We start from the raw sequence: 15,760 nt of genomic DNA, 5'->3' as shown, positions 1-15,760 counted from the left end.
GTTTTGTTAGCAGATGTATCCAAAAAAAACGGGGCAGAAAGCCTCATACAACCAGAGCCAGACCAAAAAAACTGGCAACTATAAAGTAGTAAAGGGAGCTTCAATCGTGAGAAAAGTCAGTACCGCAGCAGTCGCTTTGTCTATTGCTTCATTGAGCGCAATAGCCCAGGCAGAACCCGTCAGTCAGGCATTCGTGCCAACTCAACTGAGCTCGAAAAGTGCACAGGCTGAGGCGGGTGGTTTCATTGAAGATTCACACCTGACCGGTACGACTCGTAACTGGTATGCCAATGAACTGAAGCGTCGCGGTGGCTCGTTCGGCTACAACGATGACGGCGTGCGTAAAACCACCGAGCGTCGTATCAACTGGCAACAAGGCACCATCGTCAACTACACCTCGGGCTTCACCCAGGGCACTGTTGGCTTCGGAACCGAGCTGGCCTTGTACAACGCCATTGCACTGGATCGCGACACTGGCGACTTCGCTGGCAGCTCCAACCGCACGTTGGCCGACAGCGACGGCGATGCAGTAGGTCAGTGGAGCAAAATGGGTCTGGGCAACGTCAAGGCGCGTGTTTCCAACACTACCCTGACCATGGGTCGTCAGTCGGTTAACACCCCGGTTATCGCCTACATTGGCAACCGTGCGCTGCCTTCCAGCTTCCAGGGTTTCGCGGTACAAAGCGACGAGTTCAACAACCTGTCGCTGCAAGCCGGTAGCTTCGACCGCGTGTCGCCACGTATGGAACAGAGCCAGCAAAAATTCCGTTCCGAGTACGGCGACCGCAGCCAGACCTCTGATCGTCTGGACATGCTTGGTGGCGACTACAAGCCGTTCGAAAGCCTGACCACCAGCTTCTATGCGTCGAACCTTGAAGACTTCTGGCACCAGTACTACTTCGGCTTCACCCATGAAATGGGCGACACCGATGTTGTGGGCCTGAGCACCAACCTGAACTACTACAAGACCAAAGATTCGGGCCAGCGCAAAATGGGTCCAATCGATAACGATACCTACAGCCTCTCCTTCACCGGTACGCACAAAGCTCACAGCCTGAGCCTCGCCTACCAGGAAGTTGCCGGTAACGAATACTTCGACTACGCACACGAAACCAACGCCATCTTCCTGGCCAACTCCCTGCTCTCGGACTTCAACGGCCCGAACGAAAAATCCCTGCAGGTCGCCTACGTGCTGAACATGGCCGAGTACGGCGTGCCAGGCCTGAAGTTCAACATCTACCAGGCTCGTGGCTGGGACATCGACGGTACCCACTACAAAGGCACCGCCTACAGCGACGTGCGCGCGATGGACGGAGAGACCCACTACGAGTACGGCATCGGCTCCTCGTACGCTGTACAGTCCGGCCCGCTCAAAGCTACCGCTATCCGCGCGACCTACACGACGCACCGTGCAAGCGCCAACCAGTCTGATGGCAGCATCAACGAGTTCCGTCTGGTAACCACGATTCCATTCAACATCCTGTAGTTCGTGACCTGACCGATCCGCCGCGGGGGCCAACACCGCGGCGGATCGGTCTTTGACGCTCAATCAACGGAGGTTTCCCATTGAAACTGCTATCGCTACGCAACTCTATCGCTCTGGCACTGCTCAGTGCGGCAATGAGCGTCTCGGCCAAGCCTTTGGTGGTGTGCACCGAAGCCAGCCCTGAAGGCTTCGATATCGTTCAATACACCACCGCTGTCACGGCTGATGCCACGGCAGAAACGTTCCTCGACAAACTGGTCGGTTTCAAGCCCGGCACCACCGAGACTGAACCGAACCTCGCTGAAAGCTGGGACGTCAGTGACGACGGCCTGACCTACACTTTCCACCTGCGCAAAGACGTCAAGTTCCAGACCACCGAGTATTTCAAACCAAGCCGCGAGATGAACGCCGATGACGTCCTTTGGAGCTTTCAGCGTCAGCTGGACCCGAAGCACCCTTGGCACGAAAAATCTCTGACCGGTTACCCGTATTTTGAAAGCATGGGCTTCAATGACCTGCTTAAGAGCATCGAAAAGATCGACGACCACACCGTCAAATTCACCCTGACGCGTCCTGAGTCGCCGTTCCTGCGTGACCTGGCCATGCCGTTCACCTCGATCTATTCCGCCGAGTACGCCGACCAGTTGCTCAAAGCGGGCAAAACCGCAGAACTGAACAGCAAACCCATCGGCACAGGCCCGTTCATCCTGACTCGCTATGCCAAAGACGCTCAAGTTCGCTATAAAGCCAACCCGGATTACTGGAAGGGTGCAGTGCCCAGTGAAGCGCTGATTTTTGCGATCACACTGGACAGCAATGTGCGCCTGCAAAAGCTCAAGGCCAACGAGTGTCAGGTTGCGCTTTACCCGAAACCGGATGACATCGAAACCATCAAGGCTGACCCCAAGCTCAAGATCGACGAGATGGAAGCCATGATGACCAGCTACATCGCCATCAACACGACGCATAAGTACCTGAGCGATGTGCGTGTGCGTGAAGCGATCAACCTGGCGTTCGACAAAAAAGCGTATATCAAGGCGTTGTTCGGCGAAGGCAAGGCAACTGAAGGGGTAAACCCGTATCCTCCGACCCTGCTCGGCTATGCCCACGATATTAAAAACCCGACACATGACCTGGAAAAAGCACGGGCACTGCTTAAAGAAGCAGGCGTAGCGGAAGGTCAGGAGTTCAGCCTGTTCTTGCGTAATGGCGGCGCAGTGACTAACCCGAACCCGGCTCTGGGTGCGCAAATGCTGCAAGCGGACCTGGCAAAAATCGGGCTCAAGCTAAACCTGCGCGTCATGGAATGGGGCGAGATGCTTAAACGGGCCAAGGCAGGCGAACATGACATGGTGTTTGCAGGCTGGGCTGGCGACAATGGCGACCCGGATAACTTCCTGACACCTAACCTGAGTTGCGAAGCCGCGAAGAATGGTGAAAATTACGCCCGCTGGTGTAACAAGGCGTTTGAAGAGGCGATCTCCAAGGCTCGGGAAAAGACCGACCCGGCTGAACGCGCTGCACTCTACGAACAAGCCCAGCAGATCGTAGCCAAAGACATACCCTGGCTGAGCCTGGCTTATCCAAAACTGTTTACTGCAATGCGTAGCAACGTCGAAGGCTACCAAATTAGCCCGCTGACCAATAACAACTTCGCCACTACCAGGGTGAAGTAGAAAAATAATCCGGCGGGCTCTAACCAGAGCCCCGCTGGAATACGCCTAACCGGCTGATGAGGTACACACAAAGATGTTTAGTTTTATCGCCCGCCGAGTGGGGTTGTTGATACCCACGTTTTTCGGCATCACCTTGCTGACCTTTGCCTTGATCCGCCTGATTCCGGGCGACCCGGTTGAAGTCATGATGGGTGAACGCCGGGTCGATCCGGAAATGCACGCCCAGGCCATGGAACGCCTTGGCCTTAACAAACCTCTGTATGCGCAATACCTCGACTACGTCGGCAAGCTCGCCCAAGGCGATCTCGGCGAGTCGTTGCGCACGCGGACCAGCGTGTGGACCGAATTCACCGCGCTGTTCCCGGCCACTCTGGAACTGTCGATTGCAGCGCTGATCTTTGCGGGCATTCTTGGCTTGCTGGCGGGCGTCATCGCGGCACTCAAACGGGGTTCGTTATTCGATCACGGGGTGATGGGTATTTCCCTGGCGGGTTATTCAATGCCGATCTTCTGGTGGGGCCTGATCCTCATCATGTTCTTCTCGGTGACGCTGGGCTGGACACCGGTCTCCGGGCGTATCGACCTGCTGTATGACATCCCGCCAAAAACCGGTTTCATGCTGATCGACACGTTGCTCAGCGATGAAGAAGGCGCCTTCCTTGATGCCCTGCATCATCTGATTCTGCCTGCCATCGTGCTCGGTACCATCCCGTTGGCGGTGATCGCCCGGATGACCCGTTCTTCGATGCTGGAAGTACTGCGTGAAGACTACGTACGGACCGCTCGTGCCAAGGGCCTGTCGCCTGCTCGCGTGGTGTTCGTGCATGGCCTGCGTAACGCGCTGATCCCGGTATTGACCGTGTTCGGCCTGCAAGTCGGCGCCCTGCTCGCCGGTGCGGTTCTGACCGAAACGATCTTCTCCTGGCCGGGTATCGGCAAGTGGCTGATCGAAGCGATCGGTGCCCGTGACTACCCAGTGGTACAAAACGGCATTCTGCTGATCGCCTGCCTGGTGATCCTGGTCAACTTCGTGGTGGACATCCTCTACGGCTTTGCCAACCCACGCATCCGTCACCAGCGCTGAGATCCTTACCTATGAGCACACCTACTCCTGCGGTAGCAGTCGATCAAAGCCTGCTTTACCCCTCGCCGTACAAAGAATTCTGGCTAGCCTTTTCGAAAAACAAAGGCGCGGTAGCCGGCCTGCTGTTCATGATCATGATCGCGTTTTGCGCGCTGTTTGCCCCTTGGGTCGCGCCGCATGACCCGAGCGAGCAATACCGCGACTTCCTGCTGACCCCGCCGGTCTGGCTCGAAGGCGGTCAATGGCAATTCCTGCTGGGCACCGACGAACTGGGCCGTGACCTGCTCTCGCGTCTGATCAAAGGCTCACAGCTCTCGCTGTTGATCGGTTTGTCGTCGGTAGTCATGTCGTTGATTCCGGGCATTCTGATGGGCCTGCTGGCCGGGTTCTTCCCGCGCATTCTCGGCCCGACAATCATGCGCCTGATGGACATCATGCTTGCCCTGCCTTCGCTGCTGCTGGCAGTGGCGATTGTCGCCATCCTCGGCCCTGGCCTGATCAACACTGTGATCGCGATCGCCATCGTTTCGCTGCCTTCGTATGTCCGTCTGACCCGCGCGGCGGTGATGGGCGAACTGAACCGCGATTACGTGACGGCTGCGCGTCTGGCTGGCGCTACCCTGCCGCGCCTGATGTTCATCACCGTGCTGCCAAACTGCATGGCGCCGTTGATCGTACAGGCGACCTTGAGTTTCTCCTCGGCAATTCTCGACGCCGCCGCGTTGGGCTTCCTCGGTTTGGGCGTGCAACCGCCAACACCTGAGTGGGGCACCATGCTCGCTTCGGCCCGCGACTACATCGAACGCGCCTGGTGGGTAGTGAGCCTGCCGGGTCTGACCATTTTGCTCAGCGTGCTGGCAATCAACCTGATGGGCGACGGGCTGCGCGATGCGCTGGACCCGAAACTCAAAAATGCCGCCTGAGGAGATTCGCATGTCACTTCTGGAAATCAAGAATCTCAACGTCCGCTTCGGCGATGCCAGCGCAGTGCCTGTTGTCGACGGCCTGTCGTTGAGCGTCGAGAAAGGCGAAGTCATGGCCATCGTCGGCGAGTCGGGTTCGGGTAAATCCGTGACCATGATGGCGTTGATGGGCCTGATCGATCACCCCGGCGTGATCACCGCTGACTCACTGAACTTCGACGGCCATGAGCTGCTCAAGCTCAACTCCCGGCAGCGTCGCAAGATCATCGGCAAAGACCTGGCAATGGTCTTTCAAGACCCAATGACCGCACTGAACCCCAGCTACACCGTGGGCTTCCAGATCGAAGAGGTGCTGCGTCAACACTTGAACCTGTCAGGCAGGGCGGCGCGTCAACGTGCCCTTGAACTGCTGCAGAAAGTTGAAATCCCGGGCGCTGCATCGCGTCTCAATGCGTACCCGCATCAACTGTCGGGCGGCATGAGCCAGCGTGTGGCGATTGCCATGGCGATTGCTGGCGAACCCAAACTGCTGATCGCTGACGAACCCACCACTGCACTGGACGTGACGATTCAGGCGCAGATCATGGAACTGCTGCTAAGCCTGCAAAAAGAGCAGGACATGGCGCTGGTGCTGATTACTCACGACCTGGCGGTTGTGGCTGAAACCGCACAGCGTGTCTGCGTGATGTACGCAGGCCAGGCCGTTGAAGTGGGTCAGGTACCGGGCTTGTTCGACGTACCGGGACACCCCTACAGCGAAGCGCTGCTGGCGGCGATCCCGGAACACAGCATGGGCGCCGAACGTCTGGCGACCCTCCCGGGCATGGTTCCGGGTCGTTATGACCGCCCTCAAGGCTGCCTGCTCTCGCCGCGCTGCCCTTACGTGCAGGACAAATGCCGCACCCAGCGTCCAGGCCTTGATCCAAAAGCTCACAGCCTGGCGCGTTGCTTCTATCCGTTGAATCAGGAGGTGGCGTAATGAGCGTCGTTCTTACCGCCCGCGACCTTACCCGTCACTACGAAGTCTCCCGTGGCCTGTTCAAAGGTCACGCACTGGTACGCGCCCTTAATGGCGTGTCTTTCGAACTTGAAGCAGGCAAGACGCTGGCTGTGGTCGGTGAGTCCGGCTGTGGCAAGTCGACCCTGGCCCGCGCCTTGACCCTGATTGAAGAGCCGTCTTCCGGCTCGTTGAAAATCGCCGGTCAGGAAGTTACCGGTGCCACCAAGGATCAACGCAAGCAACTGCGCAAAGACGTGCAGATGGTTTTCCAGAGCCCTTACGCGTCGCTCAACCCACGGCAGAAAATTGGTGATCAGCTCGGCGAGCCGTTGCTGATCAACACCAATCTGTCTGCCAAGGAACGTCGGGAGAAAGTGCAGGCGATGATGGCTCAGGTCGGTTTGCGCCCTGAGCACTATCAGCGTTATCCGCACATGTTCTCCGGTGGTCAGCGTCAGCGTATCGCCCTGGCTCGCGCCATGATGCTGCAACCAAAAGTGCTGGTAGCAGACGAACCGACTTCCGCGCTGGACGTGTCGATTCAGGCACAGGTGCTGAACCTGTTCATGGACCTGCAGCAGGAATTCAATACGGCCTACGTGTTCATCTCCCACAACCTGTCGGTGGTGCGTCACGTTGCTGACACGGTGTTGGTGATGTATCTGGGCCGCCCGGCAGAAATGGGTCCCAAGGAAGAGATCTATAACCGTCCACTGCACCCGTACACCCAGGCATTGTTGTCGGCGACCCCGACGATTCATCCGGATCCGCTGAAGCCGAAGATCAAGATCGTCGGTGAACTGCCTAACCCGCTCGACCCGCCAAGCGGCTGCGCCTTCCACAAGCGCTGCCCGTACGCGACCGAGCGTTGCTCCACCGAAGAACCGGCCCTGCGTCTGGTCGACAACCGCCAGGTTGCCTGCCATTACGCTGAGCAGTTTGTGGCGGCGTAAATTTAAGGGTTGATGATGAACCTGTAGGAGCCGAGCTTGCTCGCGATGAACGATTACTCGGTGTGGCTACTGCCTGCGCCTTATGCATCGCGGGCAAGCCCGGCTCCTACAGTCACTATCTGAGTCCACGCAGAACCTGTGGGAGCTGAGCTTGCTCGCGATGAACGATTACTCGGTGTGGCTTATGGCTGCGTCTCATGCATCGCGGGCAAGCCCGGCTCCTACAGTCACTATCTGAGTCCACGCAGAACCTGTGGGAGCCGAGCTTGCTCGCGATGAACGATTACGCGGTGTGGCTACTGCCTGCGCCTCATGCATCGCGGGCAAGCCCGGCTCCTACAGTCACTATCTGAGTCCACGCAGAACCTGTGGGGACTGAGCTTGCTCGCGATGAACGATTACTCGGTGTGGCTACTGCCTGCGCCTCATGCATCGCGGGCAAGCCCGGCTCCCACAAGTCCTCACTCCGGCCATAAATCTAATAAACATCCCTTCGATACCGCCCTTCCTCGATCAACTCTCCCACCGCCTGCTCACCCAGGACTTCGATCAACGCCGCATCCACTCCTGCCGCCATGCCTTGCAGGCTGCCGCAGATGTAAATCGCTGCGCCGTCCGCAAGCCACGCTTTTAACTCGTCCGCGGCTTGCAGCAAGCGATCCTGCACATAAATCTTCTCAGCCTGATCACGAGAAAACGCCAGGTCCAGCCGCGTGAGTTTTCCTGCCGCCAGCCACGCCCGCAATTCGTCACCGCAATGAAAGTCATGGGCCTGATGACGCTCGCCAAACAGCAACCAATTGCGCAACTGCCCCTGTGCGACGCGCGCCTTGAGCAGACTGCGCAACCCGGCCAGCCCGGTGCCGTTACCCAGCAGGATCAATGGTCGAGGCTCGGCGGGCAGATGGAAGCTACTGTTGCGCCGCACTCGCAGGCTGACTGCTTCGTTGAGCGCAACATGCTCCGTCAGCCAACCGGAACCCAGCCCCAGACCTCCATCCGGATGCAGCTCCTGACGCACGATCAACTCCAGCACGCCATCCTCGGCAATCGACGCGATTGAGTACTCACGCGGGGCCAAGGGTACCAATGCATCAATCAATGCTTGAGCATGCAGCCCTACCAGATGTGCCCGATGATGAGGCAACTGTCGGCTGGCCAGTGCGACTTCAACGGGTTCTTCCAACCCGCCAATATGCACATGCATGCTCACCGCAATACCCAGCCCGGCGAGAAAGTCTTCGACGGCTTGCGGGCTGTTGCGTGGCATCACCTCCACCAGGTCGCCAGCCTCCCATGTGTTCAACAGCGGCGGTGTCAGGCCCAGCAGAAACACCTTCGAACCGCTGCTGCCCGGATTAAGCAGTTCGCGCTGCGACAAAACCCAGTTGTCATAAGCGGGCGCTTGCCAGAGAACCGCAGGCGTACTGCCAGTCAATTGCCCCAACTGCTGCTGCCAATGCTGCAGGGCGACCGGGTCGGCGCTGTCCACTTCCACGGAGGCAAACAGCGACTGGCCGCCCCGCTCTTTCAACCAGTCCTGCAAGCGATGAGCAAACGCACAGAAATGTTGATACTGCCGATCGCCAAGCCCCAGCACGGCGTAATTGAGGTTATCCAGTGATAGCCCTGCGCCAAGCAGCTTGCGCTCGAAAGCCCGGGCGCTGTCCGGCGCTTCACCGTCGCCGAACGTGCTGACCACAAACAGCGCGTTACGACTTTGGCTCAGATCCTGTTCGGTGACATCCGCCAGGCGCTGAACATTCACCGGCATTCCGGCCGCCTGTAATTGCCCGGCCGTCTGCCAGGCCAACTGTTCGGCAAACCCGCTCTGACTGGCAAAACCAATCAGCCATGCAGGCCCTTCAATGTTGCTGGCGACTCCCGCACGGGCGTTGCGCACATCGCGCTTCTTGCGTCGACGATCCAGATACAACAACCAGCCCGTGATGAAAAACAGCGGCATCATCAGCGACGCCACGGTCATGATGATGCGACCCGGCATGCCGAAATAACTGCCAACGTGCAGGCTGTAATTGCTGACCAGCAACTGCGCGCCGAAGCTTTTCTCGGCATAGCGGGACACCGCGCTGACATTGCCAGTAACAGGGTCGAGAGTGATTTGGTTGAGCGCCCGTGGATGTGGCGAATCCTTGAGCAGGTAGAAAATGGTCGCTGGCTGACCGGCAGTATTGGGCAGGCGAATGTTGTACGACGCCAATGCTGGACCTGCCGTCGCCTGAATACTGTTCCAGATCGCGACATAATCAGCCTTCGGCGCTGGCTCGCTTTTACCGACAGGGCGCATACCACCACCCCGCCGCTGCTCGCCTATTGGCGCATCACCCAGCAACGCGTGCATACCATTACTGAACCAGTCGTAAGACCAGTTCAAACCGGTGACGGCGAACAACAGATAGAACAGCAGGCACCAGGTGCCAAATACCGAATGCAGGTCCCAGTTGAAGCTACGACCCTTTTTGGCCCAGTCCATGGTCAGCCAGATACGCCAGTTCAGCGCTTTGCGTGGCCAGCGCAAATAAAGCCCGGACAGACAGAAGAAAATCAGAATCAGCGTGCAGACAGCGGTCACCTGTTTGCCATATTCCCCCATGGCGAGGAATCGGTGCAGGCGCAAAACAAAATCAAAAAAACCAGCACCGGCAGCGTCGCCCGTGACTTCACCGGTGTACGGGTTGAAATTGCGCATCGGCCCGCGCCGCTCACCGGGTGGCGGCGTGAAATAAACCTGTGCAGCTTTGTCGCCCACGACCTGGACGCGCAGGATCGCCACGGTCAGCCCCGTTTCGGCTTCCAGTTTGCGCACCAACTCTACCGGTGGCAAAGGTGTGCCACGCACCTCGATGATCAACGCATCAGGGTTGATCCACTCAAGGATCTCATCCTCGAACGAATAGAGAGCCCCGGTTATACCCATCAACGCCAGCACGAGCCCGGCCGTGATGCCGAAGAACCAGTGGACTTGAAACAGAATCTTCTTCAGCACCCTTACGACCTCATGGACCCGCAATGCGGCGCATTATGCGCCTAAAAGGGATGAGTTCTCATCTGTATCTGGTTCTTGAAAGACGCGAGGACGGTTGTATCTACCCGCTGCCGTGCCTTGGGCGACGCAGCGTGTAGGAGACAACGTAGAGACGAGGTGACCGTCCAGACAAATTGGGTAAGACGCTTCGCCAAAAATGAGGGTCTGAATAACAAAAAGGCGTTAACTCAGGGACTGTAACGGCGAGATGAATACGGATATTGAGAACATGGTAAACGGTTGAAACATTAAATCTTAACTCAATACAAATCTGGACTTACTTGCTGTTTTGACCAACCCTCACCGGGCACCTAGCCTAGCGAGTGTGCAGCAGGAAACTGCACACTTGAAAGCATCTACACACTGTCCAGCATTCTATTCATTAAAGGATTAATGAAATGGCTTATAAAACTGATGCCCCAGTGACTGATGACACCACAGTCGACGAAGCAGGCAAAGCGCCACAAGTTTTAATGGATGCATCCCTCGGTCGGTTGGAGGATTCAACTCGCCCCCCTGGGTTAATTCTGACGAAAGAACAGATCAAGAGTATCAAAGTTTACGAAATGGCAGGCCTCGCGCTTCCAACGACGTTGAGTGCTGTGATTAGCTACCTTGGCTACAAAGAAGGCGAAGGCGCAGGCAATGGCCTGGAACCAAAGGACTTCCGGGATAGCTTCGAGCTGATCAACAAACACGCCCGGACGTGGAACCCGTTACGGACAGACCTGATCGCAGTAACCAGCAAGCTGCAAATATTCGCCGGTGATATCGAAAACAATGCCCTTACCATGGACGATATCTGCAGTGATGTAAAGGCTCTGAACAAACTCGCCCCGTACAATATCAGAACACTCGAAGACATTCGAAACCTTAAAGATGAACTCAGCGGCCGCCTCAGCGAGTTCAATCTTGACGCATCGGATAAGGACACCGTTAGTTTATTCAGCATATTCCTGAACAACATCCTCGACGCCGTGCGACAGCAACAAGTCGACGCGCACAACATTAAAAAACGTCTTGATATATTCAGCCGCGAGCTCGCTGAGAAAGTCCTGCCCGAGATAAAGAACAAGGTTGGCGCAATTAACAACAGCAACCTTGCCAACCTCATAAAGATACTCAGTAAAGATATCGAAGATCGCGCGATTCGAATCCAGGAACTCAACGACGCCTACAAAAAATCCGTGAGAGAGGCACTCGAAGCAGCGTCCAAATTGAATATTGTCGGGGTGGCCGTCGCAATTTACAACGGAGTTGAAGCGGAAAAACTTCGCACGGACCGCAATAAACTGCGCAAAGAGCAGGAAACCAAAATCGCAGAAATGCGAACCAAAGACAAGGTCCTCGCCTCCTTACATCGCGTACGAGCGGATCTGCTGGACCTGGATGTCATTGTCGTTGACGCAGACATTGCCACCCAGAATCTGGCCAACGTGTGGAACAAGATCACTATTTACATTGATCGTTCCAAACAAGGTGTCGATGCCATCAATGACGCGCTCAGACTGTACGAGTTTATGCATCACTTCCGCTCAGTGGTCCGGCCTTGGGAAACGGTAGCTGTCGAAGCGGAGCGCTTGTATGAAGTCTTCGCTCAGGCCGATAAAGAATTCCAGGAAGAATATGCTCCAAAGGGAGCTCGACAAGGCAGGAGCCTAATGATCATGAAAAATTCTCTGGCCCTTGATGAGCCCGATACCCAAGCCATGCGCAATGCAAAAGTCGCCTGCAACGAAAAAATGGTCGATGCCACGGTGTATCACACCGAAACGGATTACCTGCCGAACCTCTTTGGCAAGTTCACTAACCTGAACACTACGCTGAATCGGGCACACTTCGTTTTGTTGGAGTCTGCCCAGAAAATTTCATACAACCTGGAGTTCCCCGTTGACGATATCGCGCGGTACCAAGATGAGCTTTTAGACGCTGAAGATGACGATCACCGGGAATTTATCCTCAACCGTATTTCGGAGGTGATTGAGGCCGGGATCGTCGCCACAAACGATGAAGCAAAAACAATGGCCGATCATTTGAAGTCAATTAACGAGACGTTCAACCGCCAATCAATCCTGACGTCCCTCGCCGGGCTTGAGAGCCAAGCCACCCAGCTGCCCGTTGACATAGCCGCGCTTGCAGAACGTAAAACCGGACTGAACGGTGAACTTCTCACCTTGAACGATGCGATCAAGGCGCTCGAATCCAAAGGCCTGGCCCAGATTGGTGAAGAGACCATCTTGAATGCCGAAGCACTCGCTGCGCTTCAACTGGCAGGACCACACGCCGCTATTGTCAAAGCAGCGCTTGACCTGTTGCAGAAGTCCCTTGCTGACCTTGACGCCGCTTTGAACTATTACGGCCTGTTAAGCCTGCGAAACAATTTGTACAAGCGCATCGATGCAGTAACACAGCAAATCAATGCGAAGAATGAAGAGCTGCGGCTGGTGGGGCAGCGCACCAAATTCATCGAGTCTATCCACGGCTTTGACGATAACCGCGTTATCTATGCTCAGGAATACTCGAAAATCGTCACGTCGTTGAAGTCGTTCGTGAATAAGTACACGCGGGCAACAATCAGCGATGATGATTATGTCCAGCAATGGATTGAAGACGCCAAAGCAGTCATGGGTTACTTGCCCGCCCTCCGCTAAACCGACTCAAACGATGATCCGCAAGGGGGGGCGCCCTCCTTGTGGTGAGCATCTGCGTCCAGCATCACAACATAAGCGAGCATAACCATGGCGTTAATTAGTGAATCTGATGTCGTCGGGCTGAATAACTTCAAACTCTATCTTGAAGGCTTTTCCGCTTCCATCGACAGCTTCTTGAAAAATCTTGCTCTGCCACTAACAGGCAGCGGCCAGCATCCAGCGATGAGTGATACTGCTGCACGCGCCAAACGCGACATCCCGTTATGGCCAGCGAACGCAAAAGCGCTACGCCAGTTACATCAGGACATTACCCTGCTTATCAGCGACGCCAACGAGTTGGTTACCCAGCTCAAGCTCTACAAGCGGCCAGAGGGTACCGACAGTGTCCGAGAAAATCTGAATACCTTGTTGCTTCATGCGCAGCCATTCAACATGAGCGGCAAACTCGGCATCAGCCCTTCCAGTAAAACCTACGATGTCACGTATTTCCTGTCGCAAAAGCTCACCCACTTTGATGGCTTGCTTTATACAGCGGTCAAGGACCTTCAATTCCTTCAGCAAAGCGCCACTGACATTATCCCGCGCACGGTTGACTTCATGAAGGTCAAGGTTGCAGAGCATGAAGCCCGGCATCGAAAACCTGATTCAACATTTTCCGGGCCAGTGCAAAAACAACTGGATCTAGCCAATCGCAGCCTTGACGCCTCACGGGCTGAATATACCTTTGCATTGGAAGCAGCCGGTAATGTGCTTGGTTACTGCATCCGCTTGCGCGAAACCCTGAACGACTCCAGAACACAGCTGTTGCTCATCAGTGACAAGAGCAATGTGAGAACCTTCATTCTCCAGATGAATCTGATGGGCAGTCGCCTGACCCAGGCCCAAGGCATGGTTAATAACGCTCAAGCGGCGTTGTAAACATTCAGAACGCTGACCCCACGCATGTCCGTGCGAACGAACCTGCACTCATAAAAAAACCCGCGATCACTCGCGGGTTTTTATTGTTCAGCGTGGCGCTTAAACGTAGAACGATTTCAGCGGCGGGAAGCCGTTGAACTCTACTGCGCTGTAGCTGGTGGTGTACGCGCCAGTGGACAGCCAGTACAGGCGGTCACCGATGGCCAGGTTCAGTGGCAGGCCATACTTGTAGTTCTCGTACATGATGTCGGCGCTGTCGCAGGTCGGACCGGCGATGACCACTTCTTCCATCTCGCCTTTCTTCTCGGTCCAGATTGGAAACTTGATGGCTTCGTCCATGGTTTCGATCAGGCCGGAGAACTTGCCCACATCCGTATACACCCAACGCTCTACTGCGGTGCGGGATTTACGCGACACCAGCACTACTTCGCTGACCAGAATACCGGCGTTGGCGATCAGCGAACGACCCGGCTCCAGAATGATTTCCGGCAAGTCATCGCCGAAGTCTTCTTTCAGGTAGCGAATGATTTCTTCAGCGTAGGTTTCCAGGCTGTTGGTGCGGGTGATGTAGTTGGCCGGGAAGCCGCCGCCCATGTTGATCAGCTTGAGGGTGATGCCGTCTTCTTCTTTCAGACGCTCGAAGATCACTTTGACCTTGGCAATCGCAGCGTCCCAGACGCTGATGTCGCGCTGTTGCGAACCGACGTGGAACGACAGGCCGTAAGGCACCAGGCCCAGGTCACGAGCCAGGATCAGCAGATCCATGGCCATGTCGGTCTGGCAGCCAAACTTACGCGACAAAGGCCAGTCAGCCGTGGTCGAGCCTTCGGTCAGGATACGCACGTAGACTTTCGAACCCGGTGCAGCCTTGGCGATGTTGCGCAGGTCAGCTTCGGAGTCGGTGGAGAACAGACGCACGCCCTTCTCGTAGAAGTAGCGGATGTCCTTGGATTTCTTGATGGTGTTGCCGTAGCTGATGCGGTCTGGAGTGACACCGCGGTCCATGACCTTGTCCAGCTCATAGATCGACGCGATGTCGAAGCTCGAGCCTTTATCCTTGAGCAGGTCGATGATTTCGACCGCCGGGTTGGCTTTGACGGCGTAGTACACCTTGGCGAATTCGAAACCTGCGCGCAGGTCATCGTAGGCCTGGCTGATCATCGCGGTATCGATAACCACGAACGGGGTTTCTTGCTTGTCGGCAAACGCCTTCATTTTGTTGAAGGTGTCGCGCTGGAAATAGTCTTCGACCTGGATCGGCATGCTACGGACTCCACTGGGCAAACAAATGAATAAATGGGTGCATATGAACGTCCTCCGTGTGTATCCCCACTTTGGTTCGCCTACTTCCCAAGGCATGTCCGCCGAAAGCAAAAAAGGCCATCTGGAGGTCGCCTCCCGTGGCCTTGCTGTCTCGTCGTCAGTACTTGAGCCGGATGGATCGTTTCCAGCTTGGACGTTCGGCGCGAACTTTAGGACCTGAGGGGTTAGAGATCAACAAAAAATGTCGCATTTGCAGACGTTTCTGCCGAATCGACACGTATGCCCCACTGTAGTAACGGACCCGTGTGACAGCTTGATGTTCATTCTGGACACGATTTGATCGTGAATATCACATAGACCTGTAGGAGTGAGCTTGCTCGCGATGGCGTCTGATCAGGGGCATCCTTTTTCATAGATATACCGCTATCGCGAGCAAGCTCACCCCTACAGGGGCCAGGTTTCCTACAAAAAATGTGACGATTGCGCAGGCCTCGTCCCTATCTCCCGTGTGAAGTTTCCTAGAAACTCAAACCCGCTTGCGCCCGCCATTGCCCGGAACTAGCCTGCGCTCCGCCACTGTAAATCAGTGGTCGGGTGTGAGAGCCCGGTTGCAAAAAAGGGTGCATCAGCCTGCCAGATATGGCGGCTGTGTGCAGGCAGACTTAGGTCTGGCCGGTTTCCCTTTGACTGGTCTCTCACCCTGTACATAGCTGCCACCCACTTCCGTGTGAGAGCGACAAGTGATGGCTCCAACCTGACA

The 15,760-nt window shown here is 56.0% G+C and carries 10 protein-coding genes; 8 read left to right on the top strand and 2 right to left on the bottom strand.

The window, feature by feature from the left end:
• Positions 1–106 precede the first annotated feature (106 nt).
• The 6 genes from ACYASS_RS23725 (at position 107) to ACYASS_RS23700 (ending at position 7,122) form a co-directional block, all read left to right on the top strand.
• Positions 107–1,486, top strand: a complete 1,380-nt coding sequence (locus tag ACYASS_RS23725) for an OprD family porin (protein WP_463587932.1) — start codon at positions 107–109, stop codon at positions 1,484–1,486.
• Between the two features lie 80 nt (positions 1,487–1,566).
• Positions 1,567–3,162, top strand: a complete 1,596-nt coding sequence (locus ACYASS_RS23720) for an ABC transporter substrate-binding protein (protein ID WP_463587931.1) — start codon at positions 1,567–1,569, stop codon at positions 3,160–3,162.
• A gap of 73 nt (positions 3,163–3,235) precedes the next feature.
• Positions 3,236–4,246, top strand: coding sequence for an ABC transporter permease subunit (locus ACYASS_RS23715; RefSeq protein ID WP_027901137.1), 1,011 nt, complete (start codon positions 3,236–3,238; stop codon positions 4,244–4,246).
• Between the two features lie 11 nt (positions 4,247–4,257).
• Positions 4,258–5,169: an ABC transporter permease subunit gene (locus ACYASS_RS23710; RefSeq protein ID WP_463587930.1), complete on the top strand. Its 912-nt coding sequence runs from the start codon at positions 4,258–4,260 to the stop codon at positions 5,167–5,169.
• Positions 5,170–5,179: 10 nt separating this feature from the next.
• The gene (locus tag ACYASS_RS23705; RefSeq protein WP_463587929.1) at positions 5,180–6,148 is read left to right on the top strand and encodes an ABC transporter ATP-binding protein; all 969 of its coding nucleotides are present in this window, start codon (positions 5,180–5,182) and stop codon (positions 6,146–6,148) included.
• A complete protein-coding gene (locus tag ACYASS_RS23700; protein ID WP_243247171.1) occupies positions 6,148–7,122 on the top strand; it encodes a peptide ABC transporter ATP-binding protein in 975 nt (324 codons plus the stop codon). The genes ACYASS_RS23705 and ACYASS_RS23700 overlap by 1 nt, the downstream gene beginning before the upstream one ends.
• 478 nt (positions 7,123–7,600) lie before the next feature.
• Here the strand turns inward: ACYASS_RS23700 and ACYASS_RS23695 are convergent, their stop codons facing one another.
• Positions 7,601–10,126, bottom strand: a complete 2,526-nt coding sequence (locus ACYASS_RS23695; protein WP_463588000.1) for a PepSY domain-containing protein — start codon at positions 10,124–10,126, stop codon at positions 7,601–7,603.
• A gap of 440 nt (positions 10,127–10,566) precedes the next feature.
• On the opposite strand from ACYASS_RS23695, the gene ACYASS_RS23690 reads away from it, so the two are divergent.
• Together ACYASS_RS23690 and ACYASS_RS23685 are read left to right on the top strand one after the other, a co-directional pair.
• Positions 10,567–12,819: an alpha-xenorhabdolysin family binary toxin subunit A gene (locus ACYASS_RS23690; protein WP_463587928.1), complete on the top strand. Its 2,253-nt coding sequence runs from the start codon at positions 10,567–10,569 to the stop codon at positions 12,817–12,819.
• Between the two features lie 87 nt (positions 12,820–12,906).
• A complete protein-coding gene (locus ACYASS_RS23685) occupies positions 12,907–13,737 on the top strand; it encodes a hypothetical protein (RefSeq protein ID WP_463587927.1) in 831 nt (276 codons plus the stop codon).
• A 99-nt stretch (positions 13,738–13,836) separates the two neighbouring features.
• Here the strand turns inward: ACYASS_RS23685 and ACYASS_RS23680 are convergent, their stop codons facing one another.
• Positions 13,837–15,000, bottom strand: a complete 1,164-nt coding sequence (locus ACYASS_RS23680) for a type III PLP-dependent enzyme (protein ID WP_243247167.1) — start codon at positions 14,998–15,000, stop codon at positions 13,837–13,839.
• Positions 15,001–15,760: the final 760 nt, after the last annotated feature.

Source organism: Pseudomonas sp. HP_14 (assembly GCF_055283875.1).
Note: the sequence above shows the minus strand (reverse complement) of the source record. Positions and strands in the feature narration are given on the sequence as shown.